This window comes from Betaproteobacteria bacterium, assembly GCA_016720925.1.
In the GTDB taxonomy this organism is placed as follows: domain Bacteria; phylum Pseudomonadota; class Gammaproteobacteria; order Burkholderiales; family Usitatibacteraceae; genus UKL13-2.
This window is the reverse complement of record JADKJR010000009.1, coordinates 154,274-169,981: the sequence shown is the minus strand read 5'-3', so window position 1 is coordinate 169,981 and position 15,708 is coordinate 154,274. Positions and strand designations below refer to the sequence as shown.

The following is a 15,708-nucleotide window of genomic DNA, read 5'->3' as shown; positions in this document are numbered from 1 at the left end:
AGCGCCCCTTTACGCCTCGCAAGCGCCGATGATTGCGACGGATTTCGGCGCCAACAGCGGAGTGAGGTAGTGGTTGGATAAGGCGGTACTTGTTGTTTTGCGGCTATGATAGCCTGATTAAAAGCGATGTATTACTTGCCATAATCTTGCCTGCTGCAACGTCACACCGGGCCGTTAGCCTGGCTGGTTAGAGCAGAGGACTCATAATCCTTTGGTCGAAGGTTCAAGTCCTTCACGGCCCACCATTGAATTTGGCTTGTACTGACTCGAGCTGCCTTAGTTCGCTAGCTGGCTGCGGGCCTCCGTTACACCGGTAATTCTGACGAGTCAACCACGTCCGCGTACACCGCCGAACATACACTGGCGCGGCGTTCTGCTTTAGCTAGGCCGGAACCCCGTAGCATGGTGCTGGTTGCTGTTTTTCCTTCCAGCTCAAAGTCGTCAAGCGCTGTCGGAGTTCGTTCAGACGCCTGGTCCGAATTGTGCGATTGTTGCCATTGGCAAATGCCCGTCTATTGCCAGTTTGAGCCTTCAGGCGCTGCCGCCGTGGCGCGGACAAAATGTGGATGCGCCGCGCCAATGGTCAAATTCCTTCGTGATAGAAAGAGAGGATAAGCATAGGGGTCGCGTTGTCCGACGGCGTGTTCCCACGCGCGCAGTACACCCTCTTCGTCGCCTAGCAGCGCGTCGATCGTGCCGTACACCATCGGATCATCTGCCCACGGAACTTCATCGAGAGCCCGAGCGCGCAGTTCCCGCGCCTTCTCCAATTCGCCCGCGCTAGCGTGCGTGAGTGCACGGATAAGTTCCGTGTAACGCGCGGTGCTCGGCCAGCGACACGCTATCCGCGAAGTTGTTGTCGCAGGCGTCAAACTCGCCCATCTTCCGCAAGACATGTCCCCGGTTCCAGCGCGCGCCGTTTAGTGGTTTACGGCACTCTGGCCCGTCCAGCACCGTCAACGCACGAGGATAGTCGGGTGCCACGATGGCGGCAGGGCCGCCTCCGCCGCAGTGGACTGAGTGAGGACTGTGCGCGCGCAATTTCGAGACTTTCGTTCGCAGTTTCGAAGCGCCGAAGATAGCTGCAGATCTTCGCGTGCAAGAGGTGTGCCTCGATAACGTGGGGGCCATGTCGAATAGCCCGCACCGCAAACGCGAGCGCAGCCGATGGATCGTAATCGACAAAAAACACGAGGTATCCGTGCGCTGCCAGCACCAGTGGATCAAACGGCGCCAGTGCCATCGCCTGACGGGTTGCCGCAAGCGCACGATGCGCAGCAACGGTCAAGCCCTCAATGCCTGCGTTTCCCTTGGCCCACCACGTTCGCGCGAGCGCGGCATGTGCACGCGCAAAGCCTGGATCGGTGCGGACTGCGTCGGAAAAGCTCTTCTCCGCTGCCGTGAAACCAGCCACTGTGCCCTGCCGGTAGGCATAAAGTCCGCGATGATAGTGCGCGATAGCAACGGTGCTTCCCGACATCGTGAAGAGCGCTTCGCCAGACACCACTGCGGCCTCGCGGTCAGCGATCGCGGTCGAAGGCGAGTCGGTCATGTCGACGATCGATCTTTGCATCAGGTCGATGAGCTGCCCCTGCAATTGCGCGCGATTTTCGGCATCAGCCTCGAATGAGTGACTCCAAAGATGAGTGCTGTCGCTGGCCAGTATCATCTGAGCGGTCAGGCGGAGCCTCGCTCCAACTTCCTGAACGCTACCTTCAAGCACGGCATCGGCGCTGACGTCCTGGGCGATAGCGCGAATATCGGCGGAGACCGCCTTGAACTTGAAGCTCGATGTACGTGCCAGCACGCGCACACTGCTCAATTGCGCCAGCGCGTCGATCAGATCCTCGGTCAGTCCGTCGCATAGCGCGTCGTTGCAAGGTTTACCGGTGAAATTGGCCAGCGGCAGCACGAGAATTCGCGGTTGTGAGGGCAATCCCCCAGGCGTGCGTCGGCGAATGACGGGCGCGTAACTGCCGAGTGGGATCTCAAACCGGAACAACGCCTCGCCACCTTCGCTGCCATAGTAACGCGCCAACGCCTGACGCAGCCTGTTGATGGAAACGCGCACGATGCCATCGGTGTCGCCATCGAAACGGGTTGGTGCCCGCCCGAACACGTCCACCGCAATGGAGGCCTCTTTCAGCCGCGCCGAATCATCGGCGAGTTTGGCCTCGACCAGATACTTGAGCAACGCGCGCGCGCGCGCAGCACGCGCAAAACCGCGACTGGCGAGCGCGTCAGCGAGGGCGCTGCGAATATCCTTGGGGGAATGGACGGGGGTCTTCATTTCTGTGCGATCAAGGTGTAACGGTAACGTAACGTGACAGACGTGGCAATCCCACCAATTGGCGCGCGGGTTCAAGCACACTGTCAACGAGAAAAGCACACCGGGAAAATCATGAGAATAATCGGAAAAACTCGGATTTCATCATCGAAGCAGGCAATACTGGTTGCGTTGACCGCACTTGGGTCGATTTGCGCGTTGCTCATGCCTGCACTAGCCAGTGCGGCCACGCATTCATACGAAGTGTTGATCGACGCTGACGGCAACGCCGCCACCGGTTGCACAGTCAGCAACAGCGCGGGCGCGGCGGCTGGCGTCGAAATCATCGTGCGCGCCACGGTGAACACGACGCAAAACACCGCAAACGCCACGGCGCTTGAACGGCTCAATTGCCAGAGCGGCACATTTGGCGCGGCCAGTGCGCAACCCGGGCACCTTACACGCTGCTGATAGGGATATGGCGGCAGCGGTAGCACCGCCATCGAAATGAGCCTGGCGCTCGCCGCCATTCCGCCCAACGCTAACCCGGCACAGCCGACCGTGGTGCGCCTTGGTGCTCAGTCGCTTGCCGGCAATGGCGCCGCGGATGCACTGCTTCCGCTCGCGCCTTTACAGGTATTTGCAGCCGGCCTGAGCGCAGGTAACACTATTTCGGTTCCGACGCTGCACTGGAGCGCGGTAATGGGGCTGGCGCTGATTGTGTATGCGCTGGGCATCCGGCAGATTCGCCGTAACGGATTGGCCGCGTTGCGCGGCGGCGCAATGGCCTGGTTCGGCGTTGCGCTGGGCAGCGCCTTGTTGATCACGGGCAGGGGGTGCCGTATGCGATCACCGTAAAGACGGCTACATTGGTGATTGGAACGGCGTCACCGCACTGATCACTGGCGCAGTCGGCAACGTCGGGCCGAATGCGGATTTGCACGCGCTCTACGCGATGATAGATGGCACGGAACTGGCATTGCGCGTTGACGTCGATCTGCGCCTGGAGCCTCCATCCGCCAACACCGCCCCAACCGTGAGCGCCGGGCCCAATCAAACGGTCACGCTCAATGCCGGCGGTACCGTGCAGACGAGCCTCGCAGGCAGCGCGAGCGACGACGGCTTGCCCAATCCTCCGGGCGCGCTGACGGTGTCCTGGAGCAGAGTTTCCGGTCCCGGCACGGTGGTTTTTGCCAATGCGGCGCTTGCCGGCACCACCGCCACCTTCAATCAGGCAGGCGCTTATGTTCTGCGCCTTACCGCAACGGATTCGCTGCTCAGTGTCAGCGCAGATGTCACGATCACGGTCAACCCCGTTGTGTCCGGGAATCAGGCGCCAGTAATCTCCGGGCTCCCAGCGGCTCTCGGACTGACGCTGCCTGTGAATTCCACAACCTTCACACCGACGGTCACCGACGATGGCTTGCCCAACCCGCCAGCCGCCCTGACCTACGCATGGAGCAAAGTCTCAGGGGGTACCGTAACGTTTTCCACGGCCAGCAATAAAGACACCACCGCAACGTTCGCGGCGACGGGCACCTATGTGTTGCGTCTGACGGCCAGCGATTCACTGCTCTCCACCACGCGCGACATCAGTGTCACCGTGAATGCGGCCGGCGCGACCAATCAGCCGCCGGTGGTCAGCGCGGGACCGAACCAGGCGATCACGCTGCCGGCCCTGGCCACACTTGCCGGCACCGCCACCGATGACGGTTTGCCGAATCCGCCAGCGCGGCTCACGACTACCTGGAGCATGGTCTCCGGGCCTGCCGCAGGGGTCGCATTCACCGACCCCGCCTCGCCAACGACCAGCGTAACGTTTTCCGCGCCCGGCACCTACGTGTTGCGACTGACCGCGGGCGATGGTGCGCTTTCGGCAACGAGCGACACGCAGGTGACGGTGACTGACGGGGCGCCGCTTCTCCTGAATATTCCCGACCGGACCATCTCGCTCGGCACGCGCTATCAACAGCTGCTGGTGGCACGCGACGGTAACGTCAATGATTCGCTGACTTACACGCTAGTCACGTCACCTGCCGGCGCCGCGCTGAATCCCTCGCCGCTGGTTGACTGGGTGCCGACAGCTGCACAGCTGGGAGCGCACACCTTCACGGCGAAGGTGGTGGATGCGCTGGGCCACACCGCAACCACTTCTTTTACCGTGACAGTCGTGCACACCAATCAGCCGCCGCAACTGGCGACGCAGACCAATGTGATTCTCCCTGTCGGGACCAGCTTCAACCGTGTGCTGCAGGGCCGCGATCCGGACGCAGGCGATGCGCTCACCTACGCGCTGGTTTCCGGCCCGCCGGGCATGGCGCTGAGTGGCGCGACACTGGATTGGTCGACCCTGGGCAGGCCTCCCGGTGACTACCTTGTGACCGTACGGGTGACTGATGGCGGCGGATTGTTCGACAGCAAACAATTCACCGTCACGCTTACGCCGTCGGCCCCGGGACCGACAGCGAAAGATGACAGCTATACCGTCCGGCTCGGCGAGACGCTCACAGTCGCCGCACCTGGGGTACTTGGCAACGATATTTCGCCCGGCGGCCGGCCGCTGACCGCACTAGAAATCACCGATCCCACCAAAGGAACGTTGAGTGCCTTCAACGCCAATGGCGGCTTCAGCTACACCGCACCCGCCACTTTGCCGCCTCGTGCACTCAACCCGGTCGTGAGTTTTCGGGGTATCAACGGCGGCAGCACAGTCTTCCAATACGCGGCTGATTTTGATCGCGATGGCAAGGCGGACTATGTCTCCAGCGACTTCGGTAATTTCCGCGCATGGCGCGGCAGCGACGGTGCGCAACTTGGCACAGTTCGATCCGAATATCGCCACCAACGTTGATCTGACCGGCTGCACGTTCTTTGGCTTTTACTGAGTTTGCGTTGGGCGACGTAACCGGGAATGGCGAGATCGATCTCGTCATGCCCGTCCAATGTACGAAGGATATCGCCGGCGGCGGCACCACGGATCGGCTGGTAGCGGTCAATACGTCTGCGATCTCAACCACCGGCAAAGTGGCGGCACGCTGGCTCAGTCCGCGCCTGTCGCAGCCGCATCCCGGCGCATACGAACCGCCGGCAGGCTCGGCGCTGCCCAACCCGCCAGCCTATCCCGGTTCGGTGGGCGGCGCCTACAGATCGTTGCCGACTCTGGCCAGGATTACACCTACGGGCGGCACCAAAATTCTGTTGCGCAAACTTTGGTCGAGTACCGAGGGCTATTACTTCGCCACACCTGCGCTTGGCACCTATACCTACGCCGCCTGCCGCACTGTCACCGGTCTTGTTGCCGACGAAGGGCGCGCGTGCAAGGCCACCTATGTGCTCAATGCCGGCACTGGTGTGGTAGAGAACGTACTGACCGCGCCAAACAATGCCGATGAGCAGCAAATCGACAATGGCCCCACGACGAGCAGCCCGCCCATTGTCGCGGACCTGGACGGTGACGGTCAGGTAGAAATTATTTCCGGCGGTGACGTGTGGAAGCTTGTGAATGGCAACTGGACGCTGGCATGGCAGGCCCCTTTCGAAAGTAATGCCGGCATCCCGAAAGCCTATGAACCAGACTCCGTCGCAGTCGCAGACCTCGATGGCGATGGTAAGGCGGAAGTCATCATGCACATGTTGCCGACGAGCAACTCTGGCGTGCAAATTTTCGGCTGGATTTATATCTTCAGCCACGATGGAACGCCCCAACGAAAGATTCCCATGGAAAACGGGCTGCCCGGCATCGTTAGCGTGGCTGACGTGGATGGCGATGGCACGTCTGAAATCTTGCTCACCTTTAGCGGCGTTCTGTATGTGTACCGTGGTGACGGAAGCCTGCTCTGGGCGAAGGAGCTTTCCGACGACGTCACAGTCGTGACGCCGGTCATCAACCAGCTTCAACCTGCCTTGCGCTCCAATAACTCGCCGGTCTACGTCTACGACCTTGACCTGGACGGCGTGCCGGAAGTAATTGTGCAAGGTTCGCGACGGCTCTTCATTTTGAATGGACGCACCGGCGCCGAAATCTGGAGCGTCGACACAGAAGCCGACGGCTATCGCAACAACGCCACCCCAATGCTGGTCGATGCCGACGGCGACGGCCATGTCGATATTGTCCTGAACAATCGTAGTCGTTGGAACTGCAGCGTCCTCACTGGTGGACCAGTGGACTGCAAGGGCGGTACCTTCAAGATCAGCGGCGGCGATCTGAACTGGGCACCTGGTCCAAGAGTACAAAACCAGATGAACTTCCGTGCCTCTGCGATCAACGATTCAGCGGTGATTCGCTATGACGCCTCGATGCGGCGCGACTTCCGTCAGCAAATTCAGCAGGGCACGGTGATCGACCAGCGCGTGTCGCAGGGCACCTCGTTTACTTATAAAGCCAATGATGGCACGCTTGATTCCGCGCCAGCCACCGTGCAGGTCGACATCAAGCCAGTCAATCGCCCACCGGTGATCACTTCGATCCCGCCGACGGCATTTACCGAGACGGCACCGACCGGTACTTTTCAAACTGTATATACCATCACAGCGGTCGATCCCGATCCGGGCGACAGCGTGCACTACGAATTTGTTGCAACGCAAGGAAGACAATTTGCGCCGCCCACCGTCGATCCGGTGACTGGCGCGGTGAACGTAACTGTGTGCGGCGCGGCGTGCGGCGGGCGGCTGGTCACCATCGTGGTGGCGGCCATTGATTCGTTCGGCGCGCGTACCGAACAATCGATGATCATCAATATGACGCCAACAACGGCCACCGTGCCAAACGTGGTTGGGCAAACCATTGTTGCCGCGCGGGCATTGCTGGAGCCGGTACCACTGACGCCGCTGGTCGCCTCGGAGGTGTTCAACAGTGCAGCGGCGGGCATTGTGCTCGCTCAAGATCCGCTCGCAGGCGCGTCTGGTATCGCTCAGAACGCCACAGTGAGGCTGACGGTCTCGAAGGGGCCCAAACCAACGCTGGTGCCGTTTGTGGTGGGTGACACGCTTTCTGTCGCCAACGCCAAGCTGGTGGCGCTTGGATTCAGCCGCGCGGTTGCGCCCGTGTTCTCAACGACGATTCCTGTCAATCAGGTGATGTCGCAAACACCCAATGGTGGAACAGAGTTATTGCCCATCCCCGCCAATCCGGTCTCGCTTACGGTATCCGCCGGGCCGCCTTTGCCGCTGCCCATTGCATCGATCGTCGTCGAACCCGGCCCTGGTCCGCTGCAGCGCCTGGCTGGTGACGAGTTGCAATTTAAAGCCACCGCCGTATTCACCGACGGCACCAGTGCCGACATCACACTCACCTCAGCCTGGGCATCGACCGCTGCGTCGGCGGCCACAGTCAGCACCACCGGCCTCGCCAAAGCCATCGGCAACGGCACCACAACCATCAGCGCGACCCTGGGTGGAAGGACTGGATCGGTCACGCTGAATGTCGCGGCGCGAACGCTTGGTGACAACACGCCGCCGGCAGCGGCGATCACGGCACCGACAGACGGCGCCGCGATCACGGGGCCGACCACCATCGTGGGCACTGCGACCGATACCAATTTCTTGCGCTACGAGTTGGCCATCGCATTGGCCGGTGACGAGACTTTCAGCGTGATCGCCGAGGGCACCACTGCCGTGAACAATGGCACGCTGGGTACACTCGATCCAACGACAATGGTCAACGATCTTTACACGATCCGTCTCACCGTGTTTGATCGCAGCGAAAACGTGACCGTCGTCACCAGCACGGTGCAACTGAAGGGCAACCGCAAGGTGGGCTTGTTCACCTTGACCTACCAGGACTTGAACGTTCCCGCGGCAGGCATACCGCTCACGGTACATCGCACTTACGACAGCCGCGACAAAATGAAAGGTGACTTCGGCATCGGCTGGCGCCTTGGTTTGCAGACACTGCGCATCCGCACCAACCGTGCGCTTGGCACGGGATGGGTCAGGAATGTCGCCGGCATCAACGTTTCGCTGGCCCCCACCTCGGGTCACTGGGTCAGCGTCACGCTGCCCGATGGCCGCGTCGAGGAGTTCGACATGGTGGTATCGCCCACCTCGAACGGCGGTTCACTCGATGCAACAAACGTCACCGGTTTCACGCCCCGCGCGGGAACGCTCGGGCGGCTCGAAGCGCTGGGCAACAATAGTCTGTTGATCATCAGCGGGGGCGCCACGTTCGAACTGGTCGACGACACCACGCTCAATACCTACTCCCCCAAGCTTTATCGCTACACGACGCAGGACGGAACACAGATCGAGATCAGTCCAGCTGCCGGCGTGAAGAAAGTGACCGATCGCAATGGCAACGCTGTCACGTTCGGCCCGGGCGGCATCCTGCACTCCGATGGGCGCGGGATTGTGTTCAAGCGCGACGCAAAAGACCGGATCGTGTCAATCACCGATCTTATGGGCAATGTGCAGAACTACACCTATGACGGTAACGGCGACCTTGTTACTCATACCAATGCGGTGGGCGCAGTGTCGACGTTCTCGTACGACCGCAATCACGGCTTGATCGAAATACGCAATGCGCTCGGCGTGCGCGCGGCCCGCAACGATTACGATGCCTCGGGGCGATTGATTTCGATGACGGATGCTGATGGCAAGCAAATCACCATCACCCACGATATGGCATCAAACGAGGAGGTTGTCACTGATCGTCTCGGTAATTCGAGCCGCGTACTCTACGACGCCAGCGGAAATGTTTTATCGAGTCAAAAGAGCGTAACGATTGCGGGCGTGCTGGTGAACGCCACAACGACCATGACCTATGACGCGCAAGGGAATGAGACATCGGTCACCGACCCGGACGGATTGAAACAGACGTCGACCTACGCCGGTGTACTACCGATCACGCAAGTGGTCGATCCAACGGGTCTCAACCTCAGCACATCGTTTGCCTACAATCCGCGAAATGATGTCACCAATGCCACAGATGCCGGTGGTCGTGCCTTCAATTTTAGCTACGACGCAAACGGCAATCTGACCAGCTTTGATTCGCCACTTGCGGGCGCAAGCTCATCCCCGGCTGGCCCGCTAGGATTGCCGTCGCAACGCATCGATGCCCTCGGCAATAAGACCAATCTGACCTACGACTCCGCAGGGCGCGTGACACGCGAGGAAGTCGTTGACGCAGCATCGACGCTGCTCAGACGGATGGACTTTGCCTATGACACAAATGGCAACAAAACCAGCGCAACACTTTTCCGAACCATCGGAGGCACCCTGACACCTCTAGTGACGCGCTATGACTACGACGCGGCGAATCGGCTAATCGCGACCACCGATCCCCTCGGTGGCATCTCGCGCACCGAATACGATGCAAATGCCCGGGTTACCGCCACGGTCGACCCGCTCGGACGACGCACCACCTACACGTACGACACCTTGGGGCGCTTGTCGCGTACGACCTTTCCTGACGGCACGTTTGAGTCGTCAACTCTGGACCCGGATGGTACGGTCATCGCATCGACAGACCGCGCTGGCCGAACCACGACGTTTGCATACGACGAACTGAAGCGACTGGTGAAGACAACCCTGCCAAACGGATCATTCACGCAGACGATCTACTCGGCAGGTGGGCGAGTCGATGCAACCATCGATGCCAACGGCAACCGCACTGACTACGCCTACGACACCGCGGGACGTCGAACGACAACCACACTGCCAGCGGTGGCCAATGGCACCAGCGCCTCGCCTCTGGTGCGGCCAAGCATGACAACATCGCTCAATCCGCTCGGCACGCCTGTCAGCGCCACTGACGCCAATGGGCAAGTCACCACATTCCAGTACGACGTGAGCGGTCGGCCATCTCAAACAACGTACCCGGACGGGAGCACGACGCGCCAGACCTTCGACGCCCTGGGTCGACGCACCAGCAACACCAACGAGGAAGGGCAAACCACCAACTACTCCTATGACGGTCTCGGGCGGTTGATTGCGGTATCCGGTCTAGCGGGAGACGCTACTTATACGTACGACGAAGGCGGCAATATGTTGACGCAATCCGATGCCCTCGGCCGCGTCACCCGCTTCCGTTACGACGCCCTTGGCCGAATGGTTGAGAAAACCTATCCGGGCGGTGAGACCGAGCGCCTTGCATTTGATGCTGTTGGCAATATTGTCGCGCGCGTTGACGGGCTCTCACGGACAACGTTGTTTACCTATAACAGCATGAGCCGCGTCATCACCAAGATCTTGCCTGGGGGCTCAACCGTCGCAACGACCTACAACGCAGACGGGCAGCGCGTCAGCGTGACCGATGCGCGTGGTGTCACCCGCTATACCTATGACGCGATCGGCCGGTTGGCTTCGGTCATCCATCCAACCAGCGAAACCGTGACATACACGCGGGACGCAAATGGCAACCTCATGTCACTCACATCGCCCGCCGCGACAGTGAACTATAGTTACGATGCGTTGAACAGGTTGTCACAGGTTACGTCGCCAGAAGGGCAAAGCCGCACCTACTACGACCTCGTCGGCAACCGCATTCGGCAAACAGCCGCCAATGGAATGGTGACCGACACCAGCTTCAGCAATCGCAACCGACCCACACTGCTGACTCACACCAACGCCACCGGCACCATCCTGCAATCATATGCCACTGTTTATTCGTTGGCAGGACGACGTACTCGAATTACTGAACTGGACGGCTCAGTCGAAAATTACACATACGATGCGCGGGGCCGGCTTGCCACCGAGACGCGCACCGGCACCAACCCCCTGGTGCATACCCACACCTACGATGCGGTTGGCAACCGCGTGCAAGCCGTACGGGGCGGAGTGTCAACCACATACAGCTATAACAGCAACGACCAGCTACTCTCGGACGGTGTCGCCGCGTACACGTGGGATGCCAACGGCAATCTCGGGACAAAGATACAAAGTGCGACGGCAACGGCATACGGGTTCGACGCGGAAAACCGGCTGCGCTCCGTCAACGGTGGCGGGCTGGCAAACACTTACGCTTATGACGCGGATGGCAATCGTGTACAGGCATCCACGGCGGGCGGCTCATTGCGCTTTCTCATCGACGGCGCAAACAATACCGGCCTGTCGCAGGTACTCGAAGAAAAGGACGGTAACGGAACGCTAAACGCGCGTTATTCATATGGCGCCGAGATGCTCGCCATGGCACGCGGCGCGGTGACGAGCTTTCAGATGAAAGACCCGCTCGGCAGTATCCGCGCGCTTGCGAATGCCACGGGGACGCCAACAGATCAGTACCAATACGATGCCTACGGAGCGCCGGTAAGTTCGACGGGAAGCACTGTGAATCATCATCGCTATCGCGGCGAACGGTTCGACGCGGACACGGGGTTGTATCAATTGCGCGCGCGCTACTACAGCCCGGAGCAGGGGCGGTTCAATTCCCGCGATCCTTTCTCCGGTCGCATGGATGCGCCAGTGTCCCGACACCGCTACCTGTACGCGGACGCCGATCCGGTGAATCGCATGGACCCGACCGGCCAGACGACACTCACCGAGCTCTCATTCGTTCAGGGCATGCAGTCCATGCTCAATGCCTCATATGGGGCGCAGGTGGTGGTGCAGTTTTGCAACGTGACGACTCAATTGGACCAAGCGAAAGCCGCCTTGTGGGCGGTTGACAACCTCGGAACAGCGGCAGTGGCCGGTGTTGCTGGTTATGCGGCCCTGCAGGCGGCCGCGTATGGAAGTTTCGCGCCCACACTCGCTCTCGGATGGGAGAGCACCGAACTTACCGGCAAGAAGGGGCTCAAGAAGATAGGCGTGGGCGTAACCGGTGGTGGCGGCGCTCTTGCGATTGGGTTCAATTTCGACCTCCACACCAGTCCACCCAGCGCCGTCAAATTTGACTTCGGGCTGCTGCCGACGGTCAGTTTGGCGCCAGGCTTTGCCATTTCTAACGACAAGTTAAAAAAGGAATTCACGTACTGTTCAACCCTCGTTGTCGGCAGTGTGGCCGTGAAGGGCGAACTGGGTGCCGGTGCCACATTTGACGTGGCTGGCACGGGCGGTAGCTCGGGTGCTTCACTCGGTATCGAGGCGAGCCTATTTCGTGGTGCAGTGAAGTTTGGAATTCCGCTGTTGAAAATTACCTTTCCTCCCGCGTTTTCAGTCGGGTCGATTTTGACGGGTTTCTAGTTTCATCGGCGTGACAGTCGGCACCAAGTGAAAAGGACAATGTTGTGCACCGCTTCCTCCTGATATTCGTCGCCCTGCAAACGCTGCTCTTCGGCATCGAGCTGCTGCATCCCGTGCAACAGCATCTGGTGTTGCCGTGGACCGCCCTGCTCGCGAAGACCTGCGTCGCGCTGGTAGCGCGGTTCGATCTCAATGCCGTCGCTTTTGGAAAGATACTGTGGAATCCGGCGACGGGATTTGGCGTGGCGATCGAACCGGGCTGCAACGGCATCGAAGCATGCATCGTCCTGCTCGCGGCGATCGTTGCCTTTCCTGCCGGTTGGCGGCATCGCGCCTGGGGACTCGCGTTCGGCTTCCTCGCCGTGCAGGGTTTAAACGTCGTTCGCATCATCAGTCTTTTCTACCTCGGGCAGTGGAACGACTCGGTGTTTCGGTTCGCACATGAGTATCTCTGGCAGGGCCTGATCATGCTCGATGTGCTGCTGGTCTGGCTGTTCTGGGTCCGGGCCAATCCGGATCCGTGGGTGCGGAGCGATGCGCAAATAATCCCCAGTCACATGAATGCGCGGCTCACCGCATGAAGCCATCGCCAACTCTGCGGGCCTTTTTCCTCAGCGCCACATTGCTGTTTCTGGTCTTGACCTTGTTATGGTCGTTGGTATCGAGGTGGACATCGGTTCCCGCGGCGGGGATTGCCCGTATCGGTCTGGAGTACGGCGCAAAGGACTGGGTACGCAGCAGCCAAGCGGTTCACGGGCGGCTGGAGGTGGAAACACGGATAGCCGTCAGGCTGCCGCCCGAAGAGAAACGCAGCGGCGAACTAGTCGTTGAGGCCGATGCCGCGCGACACGCGTATGGGCTTCCGCTCTACGTCGCCCTTCTCCTGGCCGCGCACAGCCGACGCAACTTTCGACGGGCGGCAATTGGCTCTTCATTCTGCTTCTTCCTCAAAGCACGTTCGGCGGTGTGTATGTGGATGTCCTCAAGGAGATTGTCGCGAATGCAGGTAACCCGGCAACGCTGGGGGTTTCCCAGTGGCGACTGGAAGCCATTGCGCTGGGCTACCAATTTGGTTCGCTCATATTGCCGACGCTCGCGCCAGTGATCCTGTGGCTGTGGTTCGACCGCGCCTTCGTGGCGGCGTTGATGGTGGATAGCTGGTTGCGCCGGACGCCGTAGCCCGCGTGATGGTTTTTTCACTGTTAACCGATCGGCCTGGATGATTCCGGGATGCCAATACGCGACCCGAAATATGGCCCTTCCCGAAACTGCAAATTCGCCTTTAGAACGGTTGAAATCCGGCCCTTTGATACTTGGGAGAATCCGTTCAGGCTGGCTCCCGCCCTCTCTAAAGGCTGGCGATTCCTATTATTGCGGAGTACAAACTCAAGCACTGGCGAGGCGCTCAAGGCCCTTTACCTCCGAAACCCTTATGGATAGACGTTCTACGTTATCGCGCGCCGCGAAAATGCATTGCGAAAATTTACTCGAGTATGTTTAACTCAAACGAAATCCGGACAGTCGCAATGCATGAAACAGCGGCAAGTAGTGGGCAGATTCCCTTACGACCACAGTCGCACCAATCATGTCAGGGCGCGTTTGATCTGGATCAGTAAAGCCTCGGATATTCGTTGCCAATGTCTCAATGGCGGCCTAGTCTCTAACTTGCGATCGACTTGGTCGCATTCACGGCCACTTCCCCTTTGCAAGGGGTAAGGGATGAAATGCCACAGTCCGTTTCTGTGGTGTTTTTTTGCGTCACCCAAGCTCCACGGAAACTCGTAAGCAGTACTTGTTACCTGAGGAGTGTGTGTCATGCAAAAACGTTCATGGGCTGAGCCCTACAAGATCAAGATGGTCGAGCTGATCAAGATGACCACGCTTGAGGAGCGCCAGAAAGCCATTCGCGACGCGGGAATGAATACCTTTCTGCTGCGCGCGGAAGATGTGTATATCGATCTGCTGACCGATTCCGGCGTCGGTGCGATGAGCGATCGCCAGTGGGCGGGGCTGATGATGGGCGACGAATCTTATGCGGGTAGTCGAAATTTCTATCACCTGCGCGACGCGGTCGAAAATTACTACTCCTACAAATTCACCGTTCCAACTCACCAGGGTCGCGGTGCGGAAAACATCCTCAGCAAAATCCTCATCAAGCCCGGCGACTTTGTGCCAGGTAACATGTACTTCACCACCACGCGGCTGCATCAGGAACTGGCCGGCGGCACCTTCGTTGATGTCATCATCGATGAAGCCCACGATGCGATGAGCCTTCATCCCTTCAAGGGCAATGTCGATCTCGCCAAGCTGGACGCGCTGGTCGATAAAGTGGGGGCGGAAAAAATTCCTTATGTTTGCGTCGCCACCTGCGTGAACATGGCCGGGGGACAGCCGATCTCCATGGAGAATCTGCGCGCGGTGCGTGCCTGGTGCGACCGCCACGGCGTGCTGCTGGTACACGATATGACGCGTGTGGCGGAAAATGCCTGGTTCATCCAGCAGCGGGAACCAGGATACGCAGACAAATCAGTGCGCGACATCGTGCACGAGCTTTGCAGCCTCACGCACGCCGCCACCATGTCCTCGAAAAAGGATGCCATGGTCAACATTGGCGGCTTCCTTGCGATGAATGACGAGAAGCTATACGAGAAGGCCTGTGGCCTAGTAGTTGTGTATGAAGGACTGCACACGTACGGCGGAATGGCGGGACGCGATATGGAAGCGCTGGCCATCGGCATCGGTGAAAGCGTGCAGGATGATCACATGGATGCGCGCATCGGCCAGGTAATTTATCTGGGAGAAAAACTGGAAAAGGCCGGCGTTCCGATCGTCAAGCCGATCGGCGGCCACGCGGTATTCCTGGATGCGCGGCGCATGTTGCCGCACATTCCGCAGGCCCAGTTCCCCGCACAAGCATTGGCCGCCGCGCTATACGTCGAGTCAGGCGTGCGTGCAATGGAACGCGGAGCCGTATCGGCGGGTCGGGACAAGGACACCGGTGAAAATTACTACCCGAGTCTGGAGCTCGTGCGCCTGACCATCCCACGCCGGGTGTACACCCAGGCGCACATGGATGTCACCGCCGAGTCGGTCGCGCGCGTAATGGAGCAGGCGGATAACGTGCGCGGCCTGCGCTTCAGCCATGAACCTGAAATGTTGCGTTTCTTCATGGGTCGGTTTGAAGAGGTTTGAGCGTTCAACTGGATCGGTTCCCTTGCCGATGCTGCGACAAGGAATTCAGGCAATTCGCGATGGGAAAATGCGGCGGCGAAAGCAGGCAGGTATTGCGCGCAATCGACGCCCAGTGATCAAGTGTGCCAGTCGGA

General features: G+C 59.8%; 8 protein-coding genes and 1 tRNA gene. 8 read left to right on the top strand and 1 reads right to left on the bottom strand.

Annotated features, from left to right (window positions below):
* Positions 1–168 precede the first annotated feature (168 nt).
* A tRNA-Ile gene (locus IPP88_14875) sits at positions 169–245 on the top strand.
* Positions 246–928: 683 nt separating this feature from the next.
* Here the strand turns inward: IPP88_14875 and IPP88_14870 are convergent.
* On the bottom strand, positions 929–2,290 hold the full coding sequence (locus IPP88_14870) for a hypothetical protein (GenBank protein MBL0123946.1): 1,362 nt from the start codon (positions 2,288–2,290) through the stop codon (positions 929–931).
* 111 nt (positions 2,291–2,401) lie between these two features.
* Between IPP88_14870 and IPP88_14865 the strand changes: the two genes are divergently transcribed.
* From IPP88_14865 to IPP88_14835, 7 genes are all read left to right on the top strand, one after another.
* Positions 2,402–2,737, top strand: coding sequence for a hypothetical protein (locus IPP88_14865; protein ID MBL0123945.1), 336 nt, complete (start codon positions 2,402–2,404; stop codon positions 2,735–2,737).
* 36 nt (positions 2,738–2,773) lie between these two features.
* Complete coding sequence (locus IPP88_14860; GenBank protein ID MBL0123944.1) at positions 2,774–3,124, top strand: hypothetical protein; 351 nt, start codon at positions 2,774–2,776, stop codon at positions 3,122–3,124.
* A gap of 79 nt (positions 3,125–3,203) precedes the next feature.
* Positions 3,204–5,117, top strand: coding sequence for a PKD domain-containing protein (locus IPP88_14855; protein ID MBL0123943.1), 1,914 nt, complete (start codon positions 3,204–3,206; stop codon positions 5,115–5,117).
* Between the two features lie 41 nt (positions 5,118–5,158).
* Positions 5,159–12,382: a PASTA domain-containing protein gene (locus IPP88_14850; protein ID MBL0123942.1), complete on the top strand. Its 7,224-nt coding sequence runs from the start codon at positions 5,159–5,161 to the stop codon at positions 12,380–12,382.
* Positions 12,383–12,426: 44 nt separating this feature from the next.
* Positions 12,427–12,963: an exosortase H gene (gene xrtH, locus IPP88_14845; protein MBL0123941.1), complete on the top strand. Its 537-nt coding sequence runs from the start codon at positions 12,427–12,429 to the stop codon at positions 12,961–12,963.
* Between the two features lie 391 nt (positions 12,964–13,354).
* Entirely contained in the window at positions 13,355–13,561 is a 207-nt protein-coding gene (locus IPP88_14840) for a hypothetical protein (protein ID MBL0123940.1), read from the top strand.
* A gap of 636 nt (positions 13,562–14,197) precedes the next feature.
* Positions 14,198–15,574: a tyrosine phenol-lyase gene (locus IPP88_14835; GenBank protein ID MBL0123939.1), complete on the top strand. Its 1,377-nt coding sequence runs from the start codon at positions 14,198–14,200 to the stop codon at positions 15,572–15,574.
* Positions 15,575–15,708: the final 134 nt, after the last annotated feature.

What these genes read in the sequence shown, in the direction of transcription:
- IPP88_14870 (MBL0123946.1), bottom strand. Translation starts at nt 2,290, where the DNA reads ATGAAGACCCCCGTCCATTCCCCCAAGGATATTCGCAGCGCCCTCGCT.
- IPP88_14865 (MBL0123945.1), top strand. Translation starts at nt 2,402, where the DNA reads ATGAGAATAATCGGAAAAACTCGGATTTCATCATCGAAGCAGGCAATA.
- IPP88_14860 (MBL0123944.1), top strand. Translation starts at nt 2,774, where the DNA reads ATGAGCCTGGCGCTCGCCGCCATTCCGCCCAACGCTAACCCGGCACAG.
- IPP88_14835 (MBL0123939.1), top strand. Translation starts at nt 14,198, where the DNA reads ATGCAAAAACGTTCATGGGCTGAGCCCTACAAGATCAAGATGGTCGAG.